At 64.3% G+C, this 16913-nt stretch carries 14 protein-coding genes; 7 read left to right on the top strand and 7 right to left on the bottom strand.

The window, feature by feature from the left end; translation table 11 throughout:
- Positions 1 to 8 precede the first annotated feature (8 nt).
- The gene (locus tag UP09_RS01765) at positions 9 to 1883 is read right to left on the bottom strand and encodes a caspase family protein (RefSeq protein ID WP_044536292.1); all 1875 of its coding nucleotides are present in this window, start codon (positions 1881 to 1883) and stop codon (positions 9 to 11) included.
- 190 nt (positions 1884 to 2073) lie between these two features.
- Positions 2074 to 2544, bottom strand: a complete 471-nt coding sequence (locus UP09_RS01760; RefSeq protein ID WP_082069929.1) for a GFA family protein — start codon at positions 2542 to 2544, stop codon at positions 2074 to 2076.
- Positions 2545 to 2607: 63 nt separating this feature from the next.
- Between UP09_RS01760 and UP09_RS01755 the strand changes: the two genes are divergently transcribed.
- On the top strand, positions 2608 to 2994 hold the full coding sequence (locus UP09_RS01755) for a nuclear transport factor 2 family protein (protein ID WP_245301734.1): 387 nt from the start codon (positions 2608 to 2610) through the stop codon (positions 2992 to 2994).
- A gap of 111 nt (positions 2995 to 3105) precedes the next feature.
- Positions 3106 to 4713, top strand: a complete 1608-nt coding sequence (locus UP09_RS01750; RefSeq protein WP_044536290.1) for a Na+/H+ antiporter — start codon at positions 3106 to 3108, stop codon at positions 4711 to 4713.
- A gap of 138 nt (positions 4714 to 4851) precedes the next feature.
- On the opposite strand, the gene UP09_RS01745 is transcribed toward UP09_RS01750, so the two are convergent.
- From UP09_RS01745 to ispG, 3 genes are all read right to left on the bottom strand, one after another.
- The gene (locus UP09_RS01745; protein ID WP_044536289.1) at positions 4852 to 6192 is read right to left on the bottom strand and encodes a Rieske 2Fe-2S domain-containing protein; all 1341 of its coding nucleotides are present in this window, start codon (positions 6190 to 6192) and stop codon (positions 4852 to 4854) included.
- Positions 6193 to 6307: 115 nt separating this feature from the next.
- Positions 6308 to 7201, bottom strand: a complete 894-nt coding sequence (locus UP09_RS01740) for a TauD/TfdA dioxygenase family protein (RefSeq protein ID WP_044536288.1) — start codon at positions 7199 to 7201, stop codon at positions 6308 to 6310.
- Positions 7202 to 7331: 130 nt separating this feature from the next.
- Positions 7332 to 8621, bottom strand: a complete 1290-nt coding sequence (gene ispG, locus UP09_RS01735) for a flavodoxin-dependent (E)-4-hydroxy-3-methylbut-2-enyl-diphosphate synthase (protein WP_044536287.1) — start codon at positions 8619 to 8621, stop codon at positions 7332 to 7334.
- A 254-nt stretch (positions 8622 to 8875) separates the two neighbouring features.
- On the opposite strand from ispG, the gene UP09_RS01730 reads away from it, so the two are divergent.
- The gene (locus UP09_RS01730; protein ID WP_044536286.1) at positions 8876 to 9751 is read left to right on the top strand and encodes a sulfurtransferase; all 876 of its coding nucleotides are present in this window, start codon (positions 8876 to 8878) and stop codon (positions 9749 to 9751) included.
- Between the two features lie 344 nt (positions 9752 to 10095).
- Here UP09_RS01730 and UP09_RS01725 read toward each other — a convergent pair whose 3' ends face one another.
- Together UP09_RS01725 and UP09_RS01720 are read right to left on the bottom strand one after the other, a co-directional pair.
- Positions 10096 to 10971, bottom strand: a complete 876-nt coding sequence (locus UP09_RS01725; protein WP_502689024.1) for a DMT family transporter — start codon at positions 10969 to 10971, stop codon at positions 10096 to 10098.
- Between the two features lie 246 nt (positions 10972 to 11217).
- The gene (locus UP09_RS01720) at positions 11218 to 11703 is read right to left on the bottom strand and encodes a Fur family transcriptional regulator (RefSeq protein WP_044536284.1); all 486 of its coding nucleotides are present in this window, start codon (positions 11701 to 11703) and stop codon (positions 11218 to 11220) included.
- Positions 11704 to 11858: 155 nt separating this feature from the next.
- On the opposite strand from UP09_RS01720, the gene UP09_RS01715 reads away from it, so the two are divergent.
- The 4 genes from UP09_RS01715 to UP09_RS01700 all read left to right on the top strand — a co-directional run bounded on the left by UP09_RS01715 (position 11859) and on the right by UP09_RS01700 (position 16820).
- Entirely contained in the window at positions 11859 to 12338 is a 480-nt protein-coding gene (locus tag UP09_RS01715) for a MarR family winged helix-turn-helix transcriptional regulator (RefSeq protein WP_156164392.1), read from the top strand.
- A complete protein-coding gene (locus UP09_RS01710; protein WP_044536282.1) occupies positions 12331 to 13497 on the top strand; it encodes an HlyD family secretion protein in 1167 nt (388 codons plus the stop codon). Before UP09_RS01715 ends, UP09_RS01710 begins: the two co-directional genes overlap by 8 nt.
- A gap of 220 nt (positions 13498 to 13717) precedes the next feature.
- Positions 13718 to 15274 carry an MDR family MFS transporter gene (locus tag UP09_RS01705; RefSeq protein ID WP_044536281.1) on the top strand — a complete coding sequence of 519 codons (1557 nt, stop codon included), beginning with the start codon at positions 13718 to 13720 and terminating at the stop codon, positions 15272 to 15274.
- Between the two features lie 235 nt (positions 15275 to 15509).
- Entirely contained in the window at positions 15510 to 16820 is a 1311-nt protein-coding gene (locus UP09_RS01700) for an ABC transporter substrate-binding protein (RefSeq protein WP_044536280.1), read from the top strand.
- Positions 16821 to 16913: the final 93 nt, after the last annotated feature.

The raw sequence follows: 16913 nt of genomic DNA, 5'->3' as shown, positions 1-16913 counted from the left end.
CAGCCGCTTCAATTGCAGACCTGCACATTGCCAACGCCGGCATAGGTCGGAACACCCCCGCCGCCGCGGTATTCGATATGACAGCCGTGCAGGAGCGGCTTGCAGCCGGTATTGTCGCAGACGATCTTGCCGCGGTCGCGGTCACTCGCGCTCGCCTGCGGGTGCGGAATAGCCGCGGACGGCTCCGGCGGCTCCCGCTGCGGCAGATAAGCGCGTTCACGCCGCGACGGACGGTCGTCGCTATCACGCTTGGCGACCGGCTTCCGCCCGCGTTGCTTTTCGCATTCATTGTCGTCGTTGAGGAACGAGCCCTCGGCGCAGACGATCCTGGTGCAGTGGTCGCCGTCGGCCTTGTAGCCATGCTCGCAGGCCAGCGGGCAGACACGGGACTGCTTCAGCTTGACGGCATCGAGCGTGTCGAGGCTCGCGGTCTTGGCGTCGAGCTTGGTGCCGGCGAAGCGATTGAACAGCGTCAGCGAGCGCTGCGAAGCCGCGTTCCAATCGCCATCGGCGGCGCCCGTCAGGCAGCCGACGCGGCGCAGTTCGGACTGCACCGATTTGGTGACGTCGGCTTTGGTGACGTCGACCTGGGGCGACCCGGCGGTCAGCGCGGCCACTGTCGTCGTCTTCTCAGCAGGCGCGGGAGCCGCGGCCACGGGCGGCTGGGCCGCGGCCTGATCGGCGGCAGCCTTGTCCGCGGCAAGCCGCTTCTGTTCGGCGGCGGCAGCCTGGTCCTGGGCGATCTGCTTGGCCTGCTCGGCGGCAAGGCGCGCCTGCTCAGCGGCTTTCGCATCGGCCTCGGCCTTGGTTTGCTGCGTCTTCTGTGCCCCCTCGGCGACCAGCCGCGCACGCTCCTGCTCGGCAAGCCGTGCCTTCTCGGTGGCGGCAACGCGGGTATCCTCCGCCGAGAACTTCTCGACCTGCAGCTTGGCGAGGTTCGCGTAGTAACCGTCGGGATGCTGCGCGAGGAAGGCGTTCATCGCGCTCTTGTTGCCGATCTGCAGCGCGAGCTCGTAATCGCGACGGGTCTCGGACTGCGCCGTGGGCGCCGGCGCAGCCGGTGCGGCGGCAACCGGTGGCGGTGCAGGCTTGGCAGCCGCAGGAACCAAGGCAACGTCTTCGCCGCCGAGCGAGCCATAGACGAACGGTTCCTGGCGGTTGTTGGTGGTCTTCAGAACTTCGTCGCGCACATAGCCGAACGCACGGCGGATATCGAGGCCCGGCGTCGGCAGGTACTTTGACAGGGCGGTGGTAAAGGGACTGTTCTTGCCGTCGCCATCGGCCGCCGTGGAGCCCGCCTTCGCCGAATAGGCGATCAGTACATTCGGGCTGGTCGGCTCGACCTTGGCCAGCCCCTGCCCGATCGCCCGGGTCGCCAGCGTCCGCTTCATGGTCTTGGCAAACGGGTTGTCGCGGCAGGCATCGAGGATCACCAGCCGCAATTTCCGCGCTGGCTCGATCGCGACCAGGACGCGGTCGAGCGAAAGCCCTTCGTCGTAAATGTCGGTATCGCGTTCCAGCTTGGCATCGACCGGGATCAGATAATTGGCACCGTCCACCTCGATGCCATGGCCGGCGTAATAGACCACGGCGATATCGGCATCGCGGGCGCGGTCGCCGAAGTCACGCAGCGCGCGGCGGGTTTCGGCGGCGGGCAGATCGCGGCGGAAGTCCACGGAATCGAAGCCGGCAGCCTTTAGCGTCGCGGCCATCACGGCGGCATCGTTGCCCGGGTTCGCCAGCGGCGCGGTGTTCCTGTAGGCGGAATTCCCGAGCACCAGCGCCACGCGCTTTTCGGCGAAAGCCGGCTGGCACACGAGCAGCAGGAAGGCTGCAATGGCGAGAACCAATCGATTCAATTTGAGGAACCCGGGCCTGTTCATGGTGACCGTCCCAGAATTTAGCATTTCTAGCACGCCTATCCGACTACCAGAAGCGCCCCCCGGCCTTTGTGAGGTACCTCACGATCGACGCCAGTGTGGAGCGGGCCGTCCTGACTGTTAGTCGGCGAAATGGACGCTCGGTTCGGATTTTGCTGGCCAGCCATTGGGCACTAACGGCCCGGACGCGGATTTATTCCGCCCCGCGCGTGACGTGCTCCTGATATTGCGGCAGGTCGTCCGAGATCGTGTACCACGGCGCCTTGGAACCGACGAAGATATGCGCGCTCGGCCGGATCGCGGGCGCATCGCCCAGCGTTCCCATCGTGACGTGGACGAAGGCGCCGTCGCGCACGACCGAATAGAGCAGCGAGCCGCAACGGCGACAATGCGCGTCATGCGCCGCGGTACCACCGTAAGTCATCAGGTCGTCGGCGCCGTCGACGACGGTCAATTTCTCCCGCGCGATCCCGGCGAACGGCTTGAACGCCGAACCCGTGGCACGCCGGCAGTTCGAGCAATGGCAATTGAGCGCATAGGCAAATGCATCGGCGACCTCGTAGCGCACGGCGCGGCAGAGGCATTCGCCGGCAAGGATGCGTTCGTTCTGATTTGCATGTGCGGTCACGGCTGATCCCTCACGCTGATTTTTGTTGCCGGCCATGGCGCTGCCAGGCGGTTCATGGCTAAATCCTATCAGACCAGATCCTGCCGGGAGGACCAACCGTTGAGCCAAGAACCTTCGCAAGACCGATCCAGCGTCGAAAGCGTCGTGCAGACCTATTTCGACGGCCTTTATGAGGGCGACGCCGACAAGCTCGCCGCGGCCTTCCATCCCAGTGCCGACCTGCGCTGGGTCGAGAAAGGCGAATTGAAGGTCCTGACCGTGCCTGACTGGCTCGCCTGGGTGCGCAAGCGTCCGTCGGGGAAGGCAGAGGGTAAGCAACGCGAGGACTTCATCGTTACCATCGACCGCTCCGACGACAACACCGCCTTCATCAAAGTGCGCTGCCAGCTGCCGCCGCGCTTCTTCACCGACTATCTGGTGGCGATGAAGCTCGCGGACGGCTGGCAGATCGTCTCGAAATCCTATCGCTACGACCTGCGGGACTGATCGAGCGCTACTTCCGAACTTCCCGGACGACAACTCCATGACATGATCGGGCGGGCCGGCGATGGCCCGCCCGCATTGACTGGCGCTGCTTTCCGGGCGAATTGAGCCGTCATGGAAGCCAGATTTCAGATCTTTCTCATCCTGCTCGGCGTACTGGCGGGAACCGCGCTCGTGGCTCGGCGGGTCAATGTCGCCCCGGCGATCCTGCTCCTGCTTGTCGGCATCGTGCTCGCCTTCGTGCCGGGCATGCCATTGCTGGAACTGCCGCCGGAACTGGTGCTGCTGGTCGTGCTGCCGCCGCTGATCTATTCGGCGAGCGTCGCGATGAGCTGGCGCGAGTTCAAGGCCAATCTGCGGCCGATCATCCTGCTGTCGGTCGGCTGCGTGATCTTCACCGCCTTCATGGTCGCGGCTGCGACCCACTATCTGATCGGCCTGCCCTGGAACGTCGGCTTCCTGCTCGGCGCCATCGTCGCCCCGCCCGACGTAGTCGCGCCGCTGGCGATCGCGCGCAAGCTCGGCATGCCCAGGCGCATCCTGGTGGTGCTCGAGGGCGAAGGTCTCGCCAATGACGCGACCGCGCTGATCCTCTATCGCTTCGCGGTGGTGGCGATCTCGACCGGGCTGTTCTCGCTGCCGAAGGCGACCGGCACCTTTTTCGTCATCGTCGCCGCCGAGGTCCTGTTCGGCACGGCCATAGGCTGGCTCAGCCTGCGCGCACGCCGCCGCGCCCGCGATTCCCAGGTCGAGATCACACTGTCGCTGATCACGCCCTATCTCGCCTACTGGATCCCCGAGCATTTCGGCGGTTCCGGCGTGATCGCAACCGTCGCCTGCGGGCTCTATATGAGTTGGAACGGCCCGCTGATGATCTCGGCCGCGACCCGTCTGCAGGGCATCTTCTTCTGGGACCTGATCATCTATTTGATCGAGGGTCTGCTGTTCCTGCTGACCGGGTTCCAGATGCGGTCGCTGTACGAGAAATCGAAGGCGTTCCCGCTGCACGACATCCTCGCGGCCACCGTGCTGGTCGCGATCATCGTGATCGTCGCGCGCTTCCTCTGGGTATTTCCCGGCACGTATTTGCCGCGCTGGATCTCCAAGCAGGTGCGCGACCGCGATCCGCTGCCGTCCTGGCGCGCCGTGTTCGTGGTGGCCTTCACCGGCGTCCGCGGCGCGGTCTCGCTCGCCGCGGCACTGGCGCTGCCTCTGACGCTGCCGAACGGCGATGCCTTTCCCTATCGCGACCTGATCCTGTTCGTCGCCTTCGGCGTGATCTTCGTAACGCTGGTCGGGCTCGGCCTCGGACTGCCGCCGGTGGTGCGCTGGCTCGGCCTCGCCAAGGACGGGCGCAGCGAGTATGTCGCGGAGCATGAATCGGAAATCGCGGCGCGGCGCGAAGCGCTGGACGCCGCGCTGAAATCGCTCGACGCCATCACCGACGACCGCGAACTGTCCGACGAGGTGGTGAGGCTGCTGCGCTCGCGGCACGAAATCCGCGCCAACCAATTGCCTGATACGCTCGACCCCGACAAGCACGACGTCTCGGCAACCGGCACCGAGCTGACCCGCGAGCTGATTGCCTCCGAGCGCAAGTTCATCCATGCGCTGCTGCGCGACGGCAAGATCACCGACGAAACAAGGCGCCGCATCGAGCGCGATCTTGACCTCGAGGAAGCGAGCCTGAGCAATCGGGAGTATCGCAGGACTCCGCTGTAGTCCGCTGTCGTCCCGGGCAAGCGAAGCGCGACCCGGGACCCATACGCCGCGGCCCGTGGAAAGGGCACAAGCGGCGTTACCTTTCTTCTCCAACAACGTTCGGTCGTTATGGGTCCCGGCCTTCGCCGGGACGACAGCTTACTCCGCCGCCGCGTTCTGCCCGGGACCACCCACGAACCCGGCCGGATCGCCGAACCGTTCGATCATCACCGCGGTGAGATCCTTGGCCTTGTTCGTCACGCAGGCACCTGAACGCACGGTGTAGCGGTCCTGGTGCTTGACGTGCGGCGGCGCTTCGCCCTTCTGAAGGGCGCGCGCGGCCTCCATCACCAGCTTGCGAAAATGCATGATGCCGAGATCGGTCGGGCCGAGATGCTCGCGGGTGCGGTCGGCGATCGGCCCCTGGCTGTCCTGCACGGCGGCGTCCTGTTCGGAGACGCCCTTGATGCCGGTGTAGCTCTTGGTCCGCTGCAGCTTGCGGTCGATCAGGTAGTCGTTCGCCCGGTTGCGCAGCGGGATATAATTTTCGTCGACCACTGCCATCACGCCATTGCCATTGGCGTAACCGTCGCGCTCGGCCTCGGTCAGCGGACGGTCCGGATTCCACGCATAAGTGTAGATCCAGCAACCGGTGTCGGTGACCGGCACGAAGGTCTGGCCGAACATGTTCTCGCCCGGCATCGAACTCGGCGCGTAGCTGTGGAACGGCATCAGGAACTGGGCGATGCGCCAGTAGATGTTATCGCTCCCGGTCAAGCGCCCGCCTGCGACCGTGAGGCCGGCTTCATGTGGATTGATCTTGATCACCGGGCGCGGATCTTCGGCGATCCAGCGCATGTGATCGGTCGCGACCCGCGTCAGCGGATTGACGAAATGCCGCTTGATGTCGAGGATCTCGTTCTCCTCCTTCTCGAAGGAGAGATGCGCGAAGGTGAAATGCGCGGTGTCGATCGAGCCCTCCACCGCCTGCACCCAATTGCAGTCCTGCCACTTCTTGGTGACGAAGCGATGTGACGGCGGCAGCAGCGCCATTTCCAGCGCCGGCAGTTCCGGCATCGCCTCGGCCGGTCCCATATAGGCCCAGATCATCTCGCCCCATTCGCGCACCGGATAGGACTTGATGCGGATCAGGTCTTTTGCATTCAGGTCCGGATACGAGGTCGGCATGTCGACGCAGCGGCCGTCGGTGTCGAACTTCCAGCCATGATAGACGCAGCGGATGCCGCATTCCTCGTTGCGGCCGAGCCACAGATTGGCGCCGCGATGCGGGCAGTATTGATCGATGAGGCCGACCACGCCCCGCGAATCGCGGAAGGCGAGCAGCTCCTCGCCGAGCACCGTGATCTTCTTAGGATCGCTATCCGGTTCGGGCAATTCTTCCGACAGCAGTACCGGGATCCAGAACCGGCGCAGCAACTCGCCCATCCCTGTTCCCGCACCCGACTCGGTGAGGAATTTGTTGTCTTCGGCGCGAAGCATGGACGACCTCCCGATTTTTATTTTCGTAGGATGGGTGGAGCGAAGCGATACCCATCAACTCTTGTCCGCGCGGTGAGAGGATGGGTTTCGCTTCTACCCATCCTACGCAGTGTCTTTACACCGGCCGCTCCCCCTTCACCGTCACGCGCGTTCCCGAGCGCGTATGCGGCCAGTAATCCCACATCGCGCGATGCTGCGCACAACGGTTGTCCCAGAATGCGATCGCGTTCTCGCTCCAGCGGAAGCGGCACTGGAACAGCGGATTTTCGGCGTGCTGGTAGAGATAGGCCAGCACGGCATCGCTCTCGTCGCGCGGGATGCCCACGATGAAGCGGGTGAAGCCGCGGTTAACGTAGAGCGCCTTGTTGCCGGTCACCGGATGGGTGCGCACGATCGGATGCTCGGCGCGGGGATATTCCCGTTTGTCGGCGACGCCGTAATTGGCATAGAGCCCGCGATAGGTCTGCTCGCCATCATGCAGCGCGGTCAGCCCGTCGAGATAGGCCTTCATACGGTCCGACAGCGCCTCATAGGCGGCGTACATGTTGGCGAACAGCGTATCGCCGCCGCGCGGCGGGCACTGCTTGATGTAGAGGATCGAGCCCATCGGTGGCTCCTGATCGCAGGACACGTCAGTATGCCAGCCCTCGCCATTGGCGCGTGGAGAATCCTTGTCGGCATAGATCTTCATCAACGCCGGATCGCCCTCGTTGGGCGCTGCCGGATGCACATGCAATTCGCCGAACTTGCGGCCGAAGGCGAGGTGCTGCTCGGGGCTGATGTGCTGGTCGCGGAAGAAGATGACGAGGTTTTCGGCCAGCGCGCGATGAATCTCGTCCATCTGGCGGTTGGAGCGCGCGTCGTCGGAGACCAGTCTGCCGATATCGACCCCGGAGATTTCCGCGCCAATGATCGGCGTCAGTTTTTCGACGCCGATGGTCTCATAGGGTTCGGACTCGGCCGCCGTGTGCCGGTAGCGCGGGCCCTGCTTGCCGGACAGTGAACTCATGGACGGTCTCCCGATGGCTTATTGTTTTGGCCATCGTAGCCCGGATGGAGCGAAGCGCAATCCGGGAGCCGTTCATGCATGGCAGCAGTGCCCCGGATTTCGCTGACGCTCCATCCGGGCTACGACCGCCTTACTCCGCGGCGCCCGCCGTCTCCGGCAGCTTGGCGCCGCTGCCGTACTTCTGGTCGATATAGTCGATCACCAGCGCCTTGAAATCGGTGGCGATACCCGGGCCGCGCAGAGTGCGGAACTTCTTGCCGTCGACGAACACGGGCGCTGCCGGTGCTTCGCCGGTGCCGGGCAGCGAGATGCCGATATTGGCGTGTTTGGATTCGCCGGGGCCGTTGACGATGCAGCCCATCACGGCGACGTTGAGCTCCTCGACGCCCGGATACTTCGTCTTCCAGCCCGGCATCTCGACGCGGATGAAGTCCTGGATCGAGCGCGCCAGTTCCTGGAACGTGGTCGAGGTGGTGCGGCCGCAACCCGGGCAGGCTGCAACCAGCGGCACGAAGGTGCGGAAGCCCATGGTCTGCAGCAATTCCTGCGCGACCTGCACTTCCAGCGTGCGATCGCCGCCGGGCTCCGGCGTCAGCGAGATGCGGATGGTGTCGCCGATGCCCTGCTGCAACAGGATGCCGAGCGCGGCCGAAGAGGCGACGATGCCCTTCGAGCCCATGCCGGCCTCAGTGAGGCCGAGATGGATCGCATAATCCGAACGGCGCGCCACTTCCTGATAGACCGCGATCAGATCCTGCACGGCGGAGACCTTCGCCGACAGGATCATCTTGTTCTTGGGCATGCCGAGCTCTTGGGCGCGCGCCGCCGACAGCAGCGCCGACTGCACCATGGCCTCGCGGGTCACCGCACGCGCGTCGCGCGGATTGGGCAAGGCAATGTTCTCGTCCATCAGCTTGGTCAGCAGCTCCTGGTCGAGCGAGCCCCAATTGGCGCCGATGCGCACGGCTTTATTGTGCTTGTTGGCGATCTCGATGATGTCGGCGAACTGGGTATCGCGCTTGTTCTTGAAGCCGACATTGCCGGGATTGATGCGGTATTTGTCGAGCGCCTCGGCGCAGGCCGGATAATCGGCGAGCAGCTTGTGGCCGATGTAATGGAAGTCGCCGATCAAGGGCGTGGTGATGCCGAGCTTGCGCAGGCCGTCACGGATGTGCGGCACCGCGGCTGCGGCCTCGTCGCGGTCGACGGTGATGCGCACCATCTCGGAGCCGGCGCGGCTGAGCGCGGCGACCTGGGCGATGGTGCCATCGATATCGGCAGTGTCGGTGTTGGTCATCGACTGCACGACGATCGGGGCACCGCCGCCGACGGCGACATTGCCGACCATGACTTGCGTGGTGTGGTGCCGGGCGCTGGGGCCTGCGACGTCGTTTTGCGGCAAAATCTCGGGCTTGTTCATGGTGTCTCGAATATCAGGTTTTGGTGACATTCACCAAGGGGGACCGGCTTTGCGCGACCGCAGGCCGAAAGGACATGTTTCCGGTGTGAATTCAATAGCTTATTACGCCTGATGGAGCCGAACGCAGGCCATGCAGCGGCGTTCTGCATGGCCGGTATATTGGACCTAAACCGGGTGATTCAAAGGGCAAAGTCGCAGCTTTTCATGTGATCCGGGGCACCTTACCATCGGCCTAACATCGTCGGGAGGTGACTATGGCTGGCCACAACGAGCTGATCACCACGGCGGAACTCGCAGATATCCTCACGCGGCCCGATTTGCGTCTGTTCGACTGCACGGCCTATCTGGAGCCGGCGCCGGCCGGCAGCAGCGCTCCTTATATTGTCGTCTCGGGCCACCAGACGTTCGAGGCCGGGCACATTCCGGGCGCGAATTTCCTGGATTTGCAGGCCGAGTTCTCCGATCCCCATACTGAGTTGCGCTTCATGATGCCGCCAGTCGCGCAGATCGAGGCCGCGTTCGGCCGTCACGGCATCTCGCCGAACAGTCGCGTGGTGCTCTATTCGATCGGCACCGCGATGTGGGCGACGCGCTTCTGGTGGATGCTGCATTCGATCGGCTTCGACGGCGCCGCTGTGCTCGACGGCGGCATCGACAAATGGACCGCCGAGGGCCGCGATATCGAGACCGGGCTTGCCGGCCATTATCCGCAGGCGACGTTCACGGCACGGCCGAAGCCCGGCCTGTTCGTCGGCAAGCACGACGTGCTCGCCGCAACTGCGGAAGCCAACACCGTGATCGTCAACGCGCTCGGCCCGCAATTCTACAAGGGCCTTGAGCCGAGTCGCTATGGAAGGCCCGGCCGCATCCCCGGCAGCGTCAGCGTGCCTGCGGCAAGTCTGATCGATCCCAAGAGCAAGGCCTTCGTGCCGCTGGCGGAAGCCGAAGCGACCTTCGCCGCCCAGGGCATCGACCGGAGCAAGCGCGTCATCGCCTATTGCGGCGGTGGCATCTCCGCGACCATCGACCTGTTCCAGTTGCATCGGCTCGGCTACGACAACCTCACGCTCTACGACGCTTCGATGGGCGAATGGGCCAAGGATGCGTCGCTCCCGATCGAGGTGGGGTAGCAGTAACGCGCACCACTCAATCCTCGCGTCGTCCCGGCGAAGGCCGGGACCCATACGCCGCAGCGGATGTTGTAGGCGGAACTCGTCGTTCCAGCGTTGCAAGACAATCTGCATTTGTGGTTATGGGTCCCGGCCTACGCCGGGACGACACTGAGTGTGTTGCGCGCTTCAATTTCAAAACGCATCGCCACCTGCCGTCGTTCCGGGGCTCGCGAAGCGAGAACCCGGAATCCATTGGGCCACATCACGCGTGGTGAAATGGATTCCGGGCTCGCGCGGAGCCTGTCATCGGGCGCGCATTCGCGCGACCCGTTGGCGCGCCCCGGAATGACGAGAAGAAAACATCACGCCGGCACATTCGGATCCCGCGTCACCTTCGGATCAGGCTTGTTGACGAGATAGAGCCCGGCGATCACCAGCAGAGCGGCGACACCGAACACCGGCGTCAGCGTGTCGTGCATGACGAAATAGGCTGCGACCACGCCGAACAGCGGCGTGATGAAGGTGAAGGCCGACAGCTTGCTTGCCGAATAGGTCTTCACCATTGCAAACCAGATCACGAAGGTGCAGCCCACCACCCACACCGCCTGATAGGCCAGCAGCGAGACCGACAGCGCGCTTGGCCAATGCGTGATGCGTTCGCCGGCGAACCAGGAGGCGAAGCCGAGGATCGGGATCGATACCGCGACCTGGTAGCCGAGTGCTTTCTCCGGCGCGGCCCGGCGCAGATTGGTGCCCTTGGCAACCAGCGTGGTCGCGGCCCACAGCGCGCCCCCGCCGACCACCAGCAGATCGCCGAGCAGCACTTTTGCATCGACATTCGGCTGCGGCACGCCGATTGCGAGGGCTACGCCGGCAAAGCTCAGCGCCAGCCCGCTCCACTGCATCACGCTCAAGCGCTCGCCAAGGAACTGATGCGAGCCGAGGGCGACGAAGAACGGCGCGGTGTAGAGGAACACCGACGCTCGCGACGCCGAGGTCAGGACCAGCCCGGAGAAGATCAGCACGAATTCGCAGCCGAACATCAGCCCGGCGACGAGACCGGGCAGCAGCGTGCCGTCGCGCACGAAGAACTTTGCACCGCGCAGCCAGCCGACGATCAGCATGACCGGCAAGGCGCCGGCGGAACGGATCATCGCCTGCAGCATCGGCGGCACGTCGGGCAGCGCCAGCTTGACCGCAAGCTGATTGAAACCCCAGCTCACGCACAGCATCAGCATCAATGCGATGGCGCCTGGCGGCAGTCCGTGCCCAACGCTGACGGACCTTGCAGCATTGGTGGAAATCGCTTGCGTCGACATGTTTCCTCGCGGCCGGCTTGGCGCCGTGTTGTTGTTATGACTTGCGCATCGTTCAGTCCGTCATTGCGAGCGAAGCGAAGCAATCCATATCGCCACTTGCGGAAGCATGGATTGCTTCGTCGCTTCGCTCCTCGCAATGACGGGTGAGACCTCGCAATGACGAGGTCATTTCTGGCAATGCGCGCAGGTGCCGGCGATCTCGACGACGGAGAGTTTTGGCAGGAAGCCGGACGCCCGCGCTGCCGCGGTCAGGCTCTGCGCGACAGGCGCGGCCGGGATCTCGCCGACCGAGCCGCAATGGTCGCAGATCAGGAACGCCACCATCGAGGTCTCGTCGTGGTCATGCGCGCAGGCGAGGAAGGAATTGCGGCTCTCGATGCGGTGGACGAGGCCGTTCTCCATCAGGAAGTCGAGCGCGCGGTAGACGGTAATCGGTGCCGGGCGCGGCATCGACTTGGCCAGTTCGTCGATCACCTCATAGGCGCCGAGCGGACGGTGGCTGGACAGCAGCGCCTGCAGCACGTGGCGCCTGATCGGGGTGAATTTCTGTCCCCGGCGCGTACAAACCTGCTCGGCATGCGCCATCGCGTCCGCGGCGCAGCGGCCGTGATCGTGGTCGGGAGCAGGAAATGTTGGTTTTGCGAGGCTCATGTGGCCCGTATGTAGCATTTTTGCGCCGGTTCCCAAAGCCCTCCTGCGGCCTTCCCCGAAAGCCATGTGCGCAGTGCGGGGCAGCCTTCCGTTAACCCGGCATGCAGAATTCATAAGCAAGCTTATTATAGCCAAAGCTTATGGAGGCAGGCCACATGCGCGGTCCCGTGGACGCGAACTTTTTGTTTACGCTGGGCGAGGTGTTCCGGCTGATCCGCGTCTATGCCGACAAGGAGGCCTCGCGCTACGGCATCACCCGCGCGCAATGGGCTGTGTTGTCCAAGGTCGAGCGCAGCGAAGGAATGAAACAGACCGAGCTTGCCGAGCTGCTCGAGATGCAGCCGATCACGCTGACTCGCCTGATCGACAAGCTCAGCAACGCCGGCTGGATCGAGCGCCGCAGCGACCAGACCGACCGCCGCGTCAACCGGCTTTATTTGAAGAAGGCCGCGCGCCCGCTGCTCGGCAAGCTCGCCGGCCTGCGCTCCGAACTCACCGCGACCGCGCTCGAGGGCATCAGCCCCGCTGACGCGCATCGCCTGCTCACCCAACTGGACCAGATCAAGGAAAACGTTCGCAATGCCATCCAAAGCCCAGCCGGCGAGCCCTCCCGAAAAGAGCAGCGCTATGGCTGAACCCATCCTCAAACTCGCGCCCGAGCAGAAGGGCAATCCGGCCTCGCCCACACCGGCGGGCAAGGCCAGCCGCGCGCCGCGCCGCCGCCTGATGGCTGGCCTGCGGCGCTATCGCCGTACCCTGCTGCTCGTCGTGCTGCCGATCGTGGCCGCGATCGGCGGCATCGTGTTCTATCTTAATGGCGGCCGCTATGTCGGCACCGACGACGCCTATGTCGGTGCGCAGAAGGTGCTGATCACGCCGGAGATCTCCGGCAAGATCGACAAGATAGTCGTGAAGGAGGGCCAGCACGTCAAGCGCGGCGACGTGATGTTCGAGATCGATCCGGTCCCCTACCAGCTGGCGGTCGCTCAGGCCAAGGCGGCGCTCGACCAGACCCAGACCACCTATGACAATCTGGTCGCCAACATCAAGATCAACACCAAGATGCTCGAATACGCGGAGCAGAGCGTCGAGCTGAAGCAGCGCGACGTCGAGCGCAAGACGACGCTCGCCAAGCAGAATTTCGGCTCGCAGCTCGACCTCGACAACGCGGCGAACGCACAAGTCACGGCCGCGAGTCTCGCGCAGTACATCAAGCAGCAGGTCTCCAACGCCAAGACGCAGCTGCTCGGCAATGTCGACCTGCCGATCGAGCAGTTCCCGCCCTACGCCCAGGCCAAGGCGAAGCTCGACGACGCGCAACGCAACCTCGATCACACCACGCTACGCGCCCCGATGGACGGGGTCGCGACCCAGGTCGACCAGATCCAGCTCGGCCGCTTCGTCGCCGCGGGCGCGCCGGTGTTTTCCGTGATCGACGTCGAGCATCCCTGGGTCGACGCCAATCCGAAGGAAAGCGACTTCACCTATGTCGCGGTCGGCCAGCCGGTCGAACTCGACGTCGACGCATTCCCCAACCACGCCTTCAAGGGCACGATCGGCTCGCTGTCGCCGGGCACCGGCGCGCAGTTTTCGATCCTGCCGCCGCAGAACGCCACCGGAAACTTCGTCAAGGTGGTGCAGCGCGTGCCGGTCCGGATCTATTTCGATCCGGACGACAAGTTCGTCACGAGGCTGAAGGCCGGCATGAGCGTCTATGTCACGATCGACACCAACCACCGCCGCTCGCTGGCCGGCCTGCTCGGCCTCGCGCCGGCGTCCGCGCATCAGGACTGACGACGGGATGCCGATACACATTCGTCTGTCATCGCCCGGCCTGTGCGCAATTGCGCACATGGACCGGGCGACCCAGTACGCCGCGGCCTTGCGGTTTACGGCAGGGCCTCTGGAATACTGGGTCCCCGCATTCGCGGGGACGACAGCTGCGATGTGTGATTGCGCCCCCGCAAGCGGGAGAGGTGGTTCCCGGCACATTCGACAAAGCGAGACGACCTGAATGAATGCATCGTCGCCATCCGCCGTCCCCGGCCTGCGCCGGAACATGGTGACGATCTGCGCCATGACGGCGACGATCATGCAGGCGCTGGACACCACGATTGCCAATGTCGCGCTGCCCTACATGCAGGGCACGCTGTCGGCCTCGCAGGACCAGATCAACTGGGTGCTGACCTCCTACATCGTCGCTGCCGCGATCATGACTGCGCCGGTGGGCTGGATCGCCAACCGCTTCGGCCGCAAGCGCATCTTCATCATCTGCTCGGCCGGCTTCACCATCGCCTCTGTCATGTGCGGCCTCGCCCAGGACATCACCCAGATGGTGCTGTTCCGCCTGCTGCAGGGCGTGTTCGGCGCGGCTCTGGTGCCGCTGTCGCAGGCCGTGATGCTCGATTCCTACGCGCTGCATGAGCGCGCCAAGGCGATGTCGATCTGGGGCATGGGCGTGATGATGGGCCCGATCATGGGCCCCTCGCTCGGCGCCTGGCTGACCGAGACCTATTCCTGGCACTGGGTGTTTTTCGTCAATCTGCCGTTTGGCGCCTTCACCGTGCTCGGCCTCGCCGTCTTCATGGACGAGACCAAGCAGGACCACAATCTGCGCTTCGACTGGTTCGGCTTCGCGGCACTCGCGGTCTCGATCGGCGCGTTACAGTTGGCGCTCGACCGCGGCGAGCAGCTCGGCTGGCTGGAATCCAACGAGATCCTGATCGAATTCATCGCCGCAGCGGTCGGCTGCTATTTCTTCTTTGCCCATTCGCTGACGACCGACAAGCCGTTCATCCAGTTCTCGATCTTCAAGGACCGGAATTTCCTTGGCGGCGTCGTATTCATGACGGTGATGGGCCTCGTGCTGTATTCGACCATGGCGCTGTCCTCACCGTATTTGCAGAACGTGGTCGGCTATCCGATCATCACCGCCGGCCTGCTGCTGGCGACCCGCGGCGCCGGCACCTTTGTCGCGATGATGCTGGTCGGCCGCCTGATGCGCTACATCGAGGCGCGCACGCTGATCATCTCCGGTCTCTCGCTGACCGCCGCGTCGCTGTTCCAGATGACGGGCTGGACCGACATGACCCAGGCTAGGGAGATCATCATCGTCAGCGTGGTCCAGGGCTTCGGCTTCGGGCTCGTCTTTGTGCCGTTGTCGACGGTGGCGTTCCTCACATTGCCGGGCAATCTGCGCACCGACGGCACATCGATGCTGACGCTGTTCCGCAACGTCGCGAGCTCGGTCGGCATCTCGATCGTGATCGCGCAGCTCACCGAGGGCGGGCGGCGCATCTACTCAAAGCTGTCGGAGCAGATCAATCCGTTCAACCACGCGCTGCAGATGCCCGACGTCGCAGGCATGATCAATCTCAACAGCGATGCCGGCCGCGCGCTCGCCGACCGGATGGTGGCGGCGCAGTCGCAGATCATCGCATTCTCGCACGACTACCAGCTGGTGATGGTGTTCATCCTGGTCTCGATCCCGCTCGCGATCATGATCGGCTCGACCAAGGCCGCGCTCCGCAAGCAGTCGGCGCCGGCGGATCATGCTGCGGTGATGGAGTAAATCTCGCCCGTCATTCCGGGGCGTGCGAAGCACGAGCCCGGAATCCATCAGGCCGCATGTTTCGTGGAGGAATGGATTCCGGGCTCTCGCTTCGCGAGCCCCGGAATGACGGCTCCCCCTACCAACGAGCGAGGCGCGGCAGCCGCAATCGCGTTGACTTTCCGGCCCCTGCTCCCAATACTCGGCAAAACGGCGAAAAAGCCGGTCAAAAAAGCCGATCAATGGGGAGGACGCGATGCCGACGTCACGCAGGACGCTGCTGAAGACCTCCGCGGCCGCCGCCGCTGCATTCAGCTTCGATTGGACACGCGCGCAGGCGCAGGCCGAAACGGTACGCATCGGCGTGATCTACGACCTGACCGGCCCGTTTGCCGCCGGCGGCTCGGTGGCCTCCTCGATCGGCACCCAGATCGCGATCGATCTCGTCAACGAGAAGGGCGGTATCGGCGGCAAGCACAAGATCGCCCCCGTCAACGTCGATTCCCAGAGCAAGCCCGATGTTGCGATCAACGAGGCCAGTCGCCTGATCGACCAGGAGAAGGTCGACATCCTCGAGGGCGTCTTCGCCAGTTCGCACGCGGTCCCGCTTGCCGCCAAGGTCGAGCAGCAGAAGCGGATCCTCTGGATCACGACCGCGGTTTCGACCGCCGTGTTCAAGGACAAGAACCTGCAATATGTCTTCCGCGCGCAGATCCATTCCGACCAATACGGTCAGGCCTTTGGCGGCTTCCTCGCCGAGCACGCCCAGGCCAGGCTCGGCATGGAGCCAAAGGACGTCAAGGTCGCGCTGATCCATGAGGACGGTCCCTATGGCGTCGGCGTCGCTGCCGCGGACGAGATGTTCGCGAAAGAAGCCGGGCTGCAAATCGTGCTGAAGGAAGGCTATTCAGCCTCCGCGCCTGATCTCTCGGTGCTGGTGACCAAGCTGAAGCGCGCCAAGGCCGACATCATCTCACACGCCGGCTACAACCCCGACATCACGCTGTTCCTGCGCCAGGCGCGCGAGAGCGGGTTGAAGTTCAAGATGCTGTTCGGCGCCGGCGCGGGTTACAGCCAGCTCGACAAGCTGCGCGCGACGTTCGGTACCGACATCGAGAATTTCTGCAACATTGATCCAGTGCCGGCGCAACTGCTCGATCCCGCCAAGCTCGCACCGGGGGTCGGCGACCTCACCAAGACCATGGTCGCCCGCTACCTGGAGAAGACCAAGGCGACCGAAGTCCCGCCGCATTGCTCGATGGGCTTCAACCAGACCTGGGTCCTGCTCAACAACGTGCTGCCGGTCGCCAAGGAGAAGTATGGCGGTTTCGATCCGGAAGCCGTCCGCAAAGCCGCGCTCGACGTCGACATCCCCGCAGGCGGCACCATCCAGGGCTATGGCGTGAAATTTTATCCGCCAGGCACCCCGATGTCCGGCCAGAACGAGCGCTCGACCCCGGTCGTGATGCAAAACGCCGGCGAGCGCATCACCGTGGTGTGGCCGACGAATATCAGGACGCAGGACCCGGTGTTCCCGCTGCCGAAGAGCTCGATCTACGCGGCGTAGCGTGTCTTTCACCCTCTCCCCTTGTGGGAGAGGGTGGCTTCGATGCAGCGCATCGAAGCCGGGTGAGGGGTCTCTCTCCGCAGACGCCTCTCT

The organism is Bradyrhizobium sp. LTSP885 (assembly GCF_000938305.1).
In the GTDB taxonomy this organism is placed as follows: domain Bacteria; phylum Pseudomonadota; class Alphaproteobacteria; order Rhizobiales; family Xanthobacteraceae; genus Bradyrhizobium.
This window is presented reverse-complemented; position numbering and strand designations above follow the sequence as displayed.

Excerpts from the sequence above, each read along its gene's own strand:
- UP09_RS01705 (WP_044536281.1), top strand. The coding sequence starts at position 13,718 with ATGAATGCATCGTCGCCATCCGCCGTCCCCGGCCTGCGCCGGAACATG.
- UP09_RS01760 (WP_082069929.1), bottom strand. The coding sequence starts at position 2,544 with ATGGCCGGCAACAAAAATCAGCGTGAGGGATCAGCCGTGACCGCACAT.
- UP09_RS01700 (WP_044536280.1), top strand. The coding sequence starts at position 15,510 with ATGCCGACGTCACGCAGGACGCTGCTGAAGACCTCCGCGGCCGCCGCC.
- UP09_RS01715 (WP_156164392.1), top strand. The coding sequence starts at position 11,859 with ATGCGCGGTCCCGTGGACGCGAACTTTTTGTTTACGCTGGGCGAGGTG.
- UP09_RS01740 (WP_044536288.1), bottom strand. The coding sequence starts at position 7,201 with ATGAGTTCACTGTCCGGCAAGCAGGGCCCGCGCTACCGGCACACGGCG.
- UP09_RS01765 (WP_044536292.1), bottom strand. The coding sequence starts at position 1,883 with ATGAACAGGCCCGGGTTCCTCAAATTGAATCGATTGGTTCTCGCCATT.
- UP09_RS01725 (WP_502689024.1), bottom strand. The coding sequence starts at position 10,971 with ATGCTGATGCTGTGCGTGAGCTGGGGTTTCAATCAGCTTGCGGTCAAG.
- UP09_RS01730 (WP_044536286.1), top strand. The coding sequence starts at position 8,876 with ATGGCTGGCCACAACGAGCTGATCACCACGGCGGAACTCGCAGATATC.
- UP09_RS01710 (WP_044536282.1), top strand. The coding sequence starts at position 12,331 with ATGGCTGAACCCATCCTCAAACTCGCGCCCGAGCAGAAGGGCAATCCG.
- UP09_RS01720 (WP_044536284.1), bottom strand. The coding sequence starts at position 11,703 with ATGAGCCTCGCAAAACCAACATTTCCTGCTCCCGACCACGATCACGGC.
- UP09_RS01750 (WP_044536290.1), top strand. The coding sequence starts at position 3,106 with ATGGAAGCCAGATTTCAGATCTTTCTCATCCTGCTCGGCGTACTGGCG.
- UP09_RS01745 (WP_044536289.1), bottom strand. The coding sequence starts at position 6,192 with ATGCTTCGCGCCGAAGACAACAAATTCCTCACCGAGTCGGGTGCGGGA.
- ispG (WP_044536287.1), bottom strand. The coding sequence starts at position 8,621 with ATGAACAAGCCCGAGATTTTGCCGCAAAACGACGTCGCAGGCCCCAGC.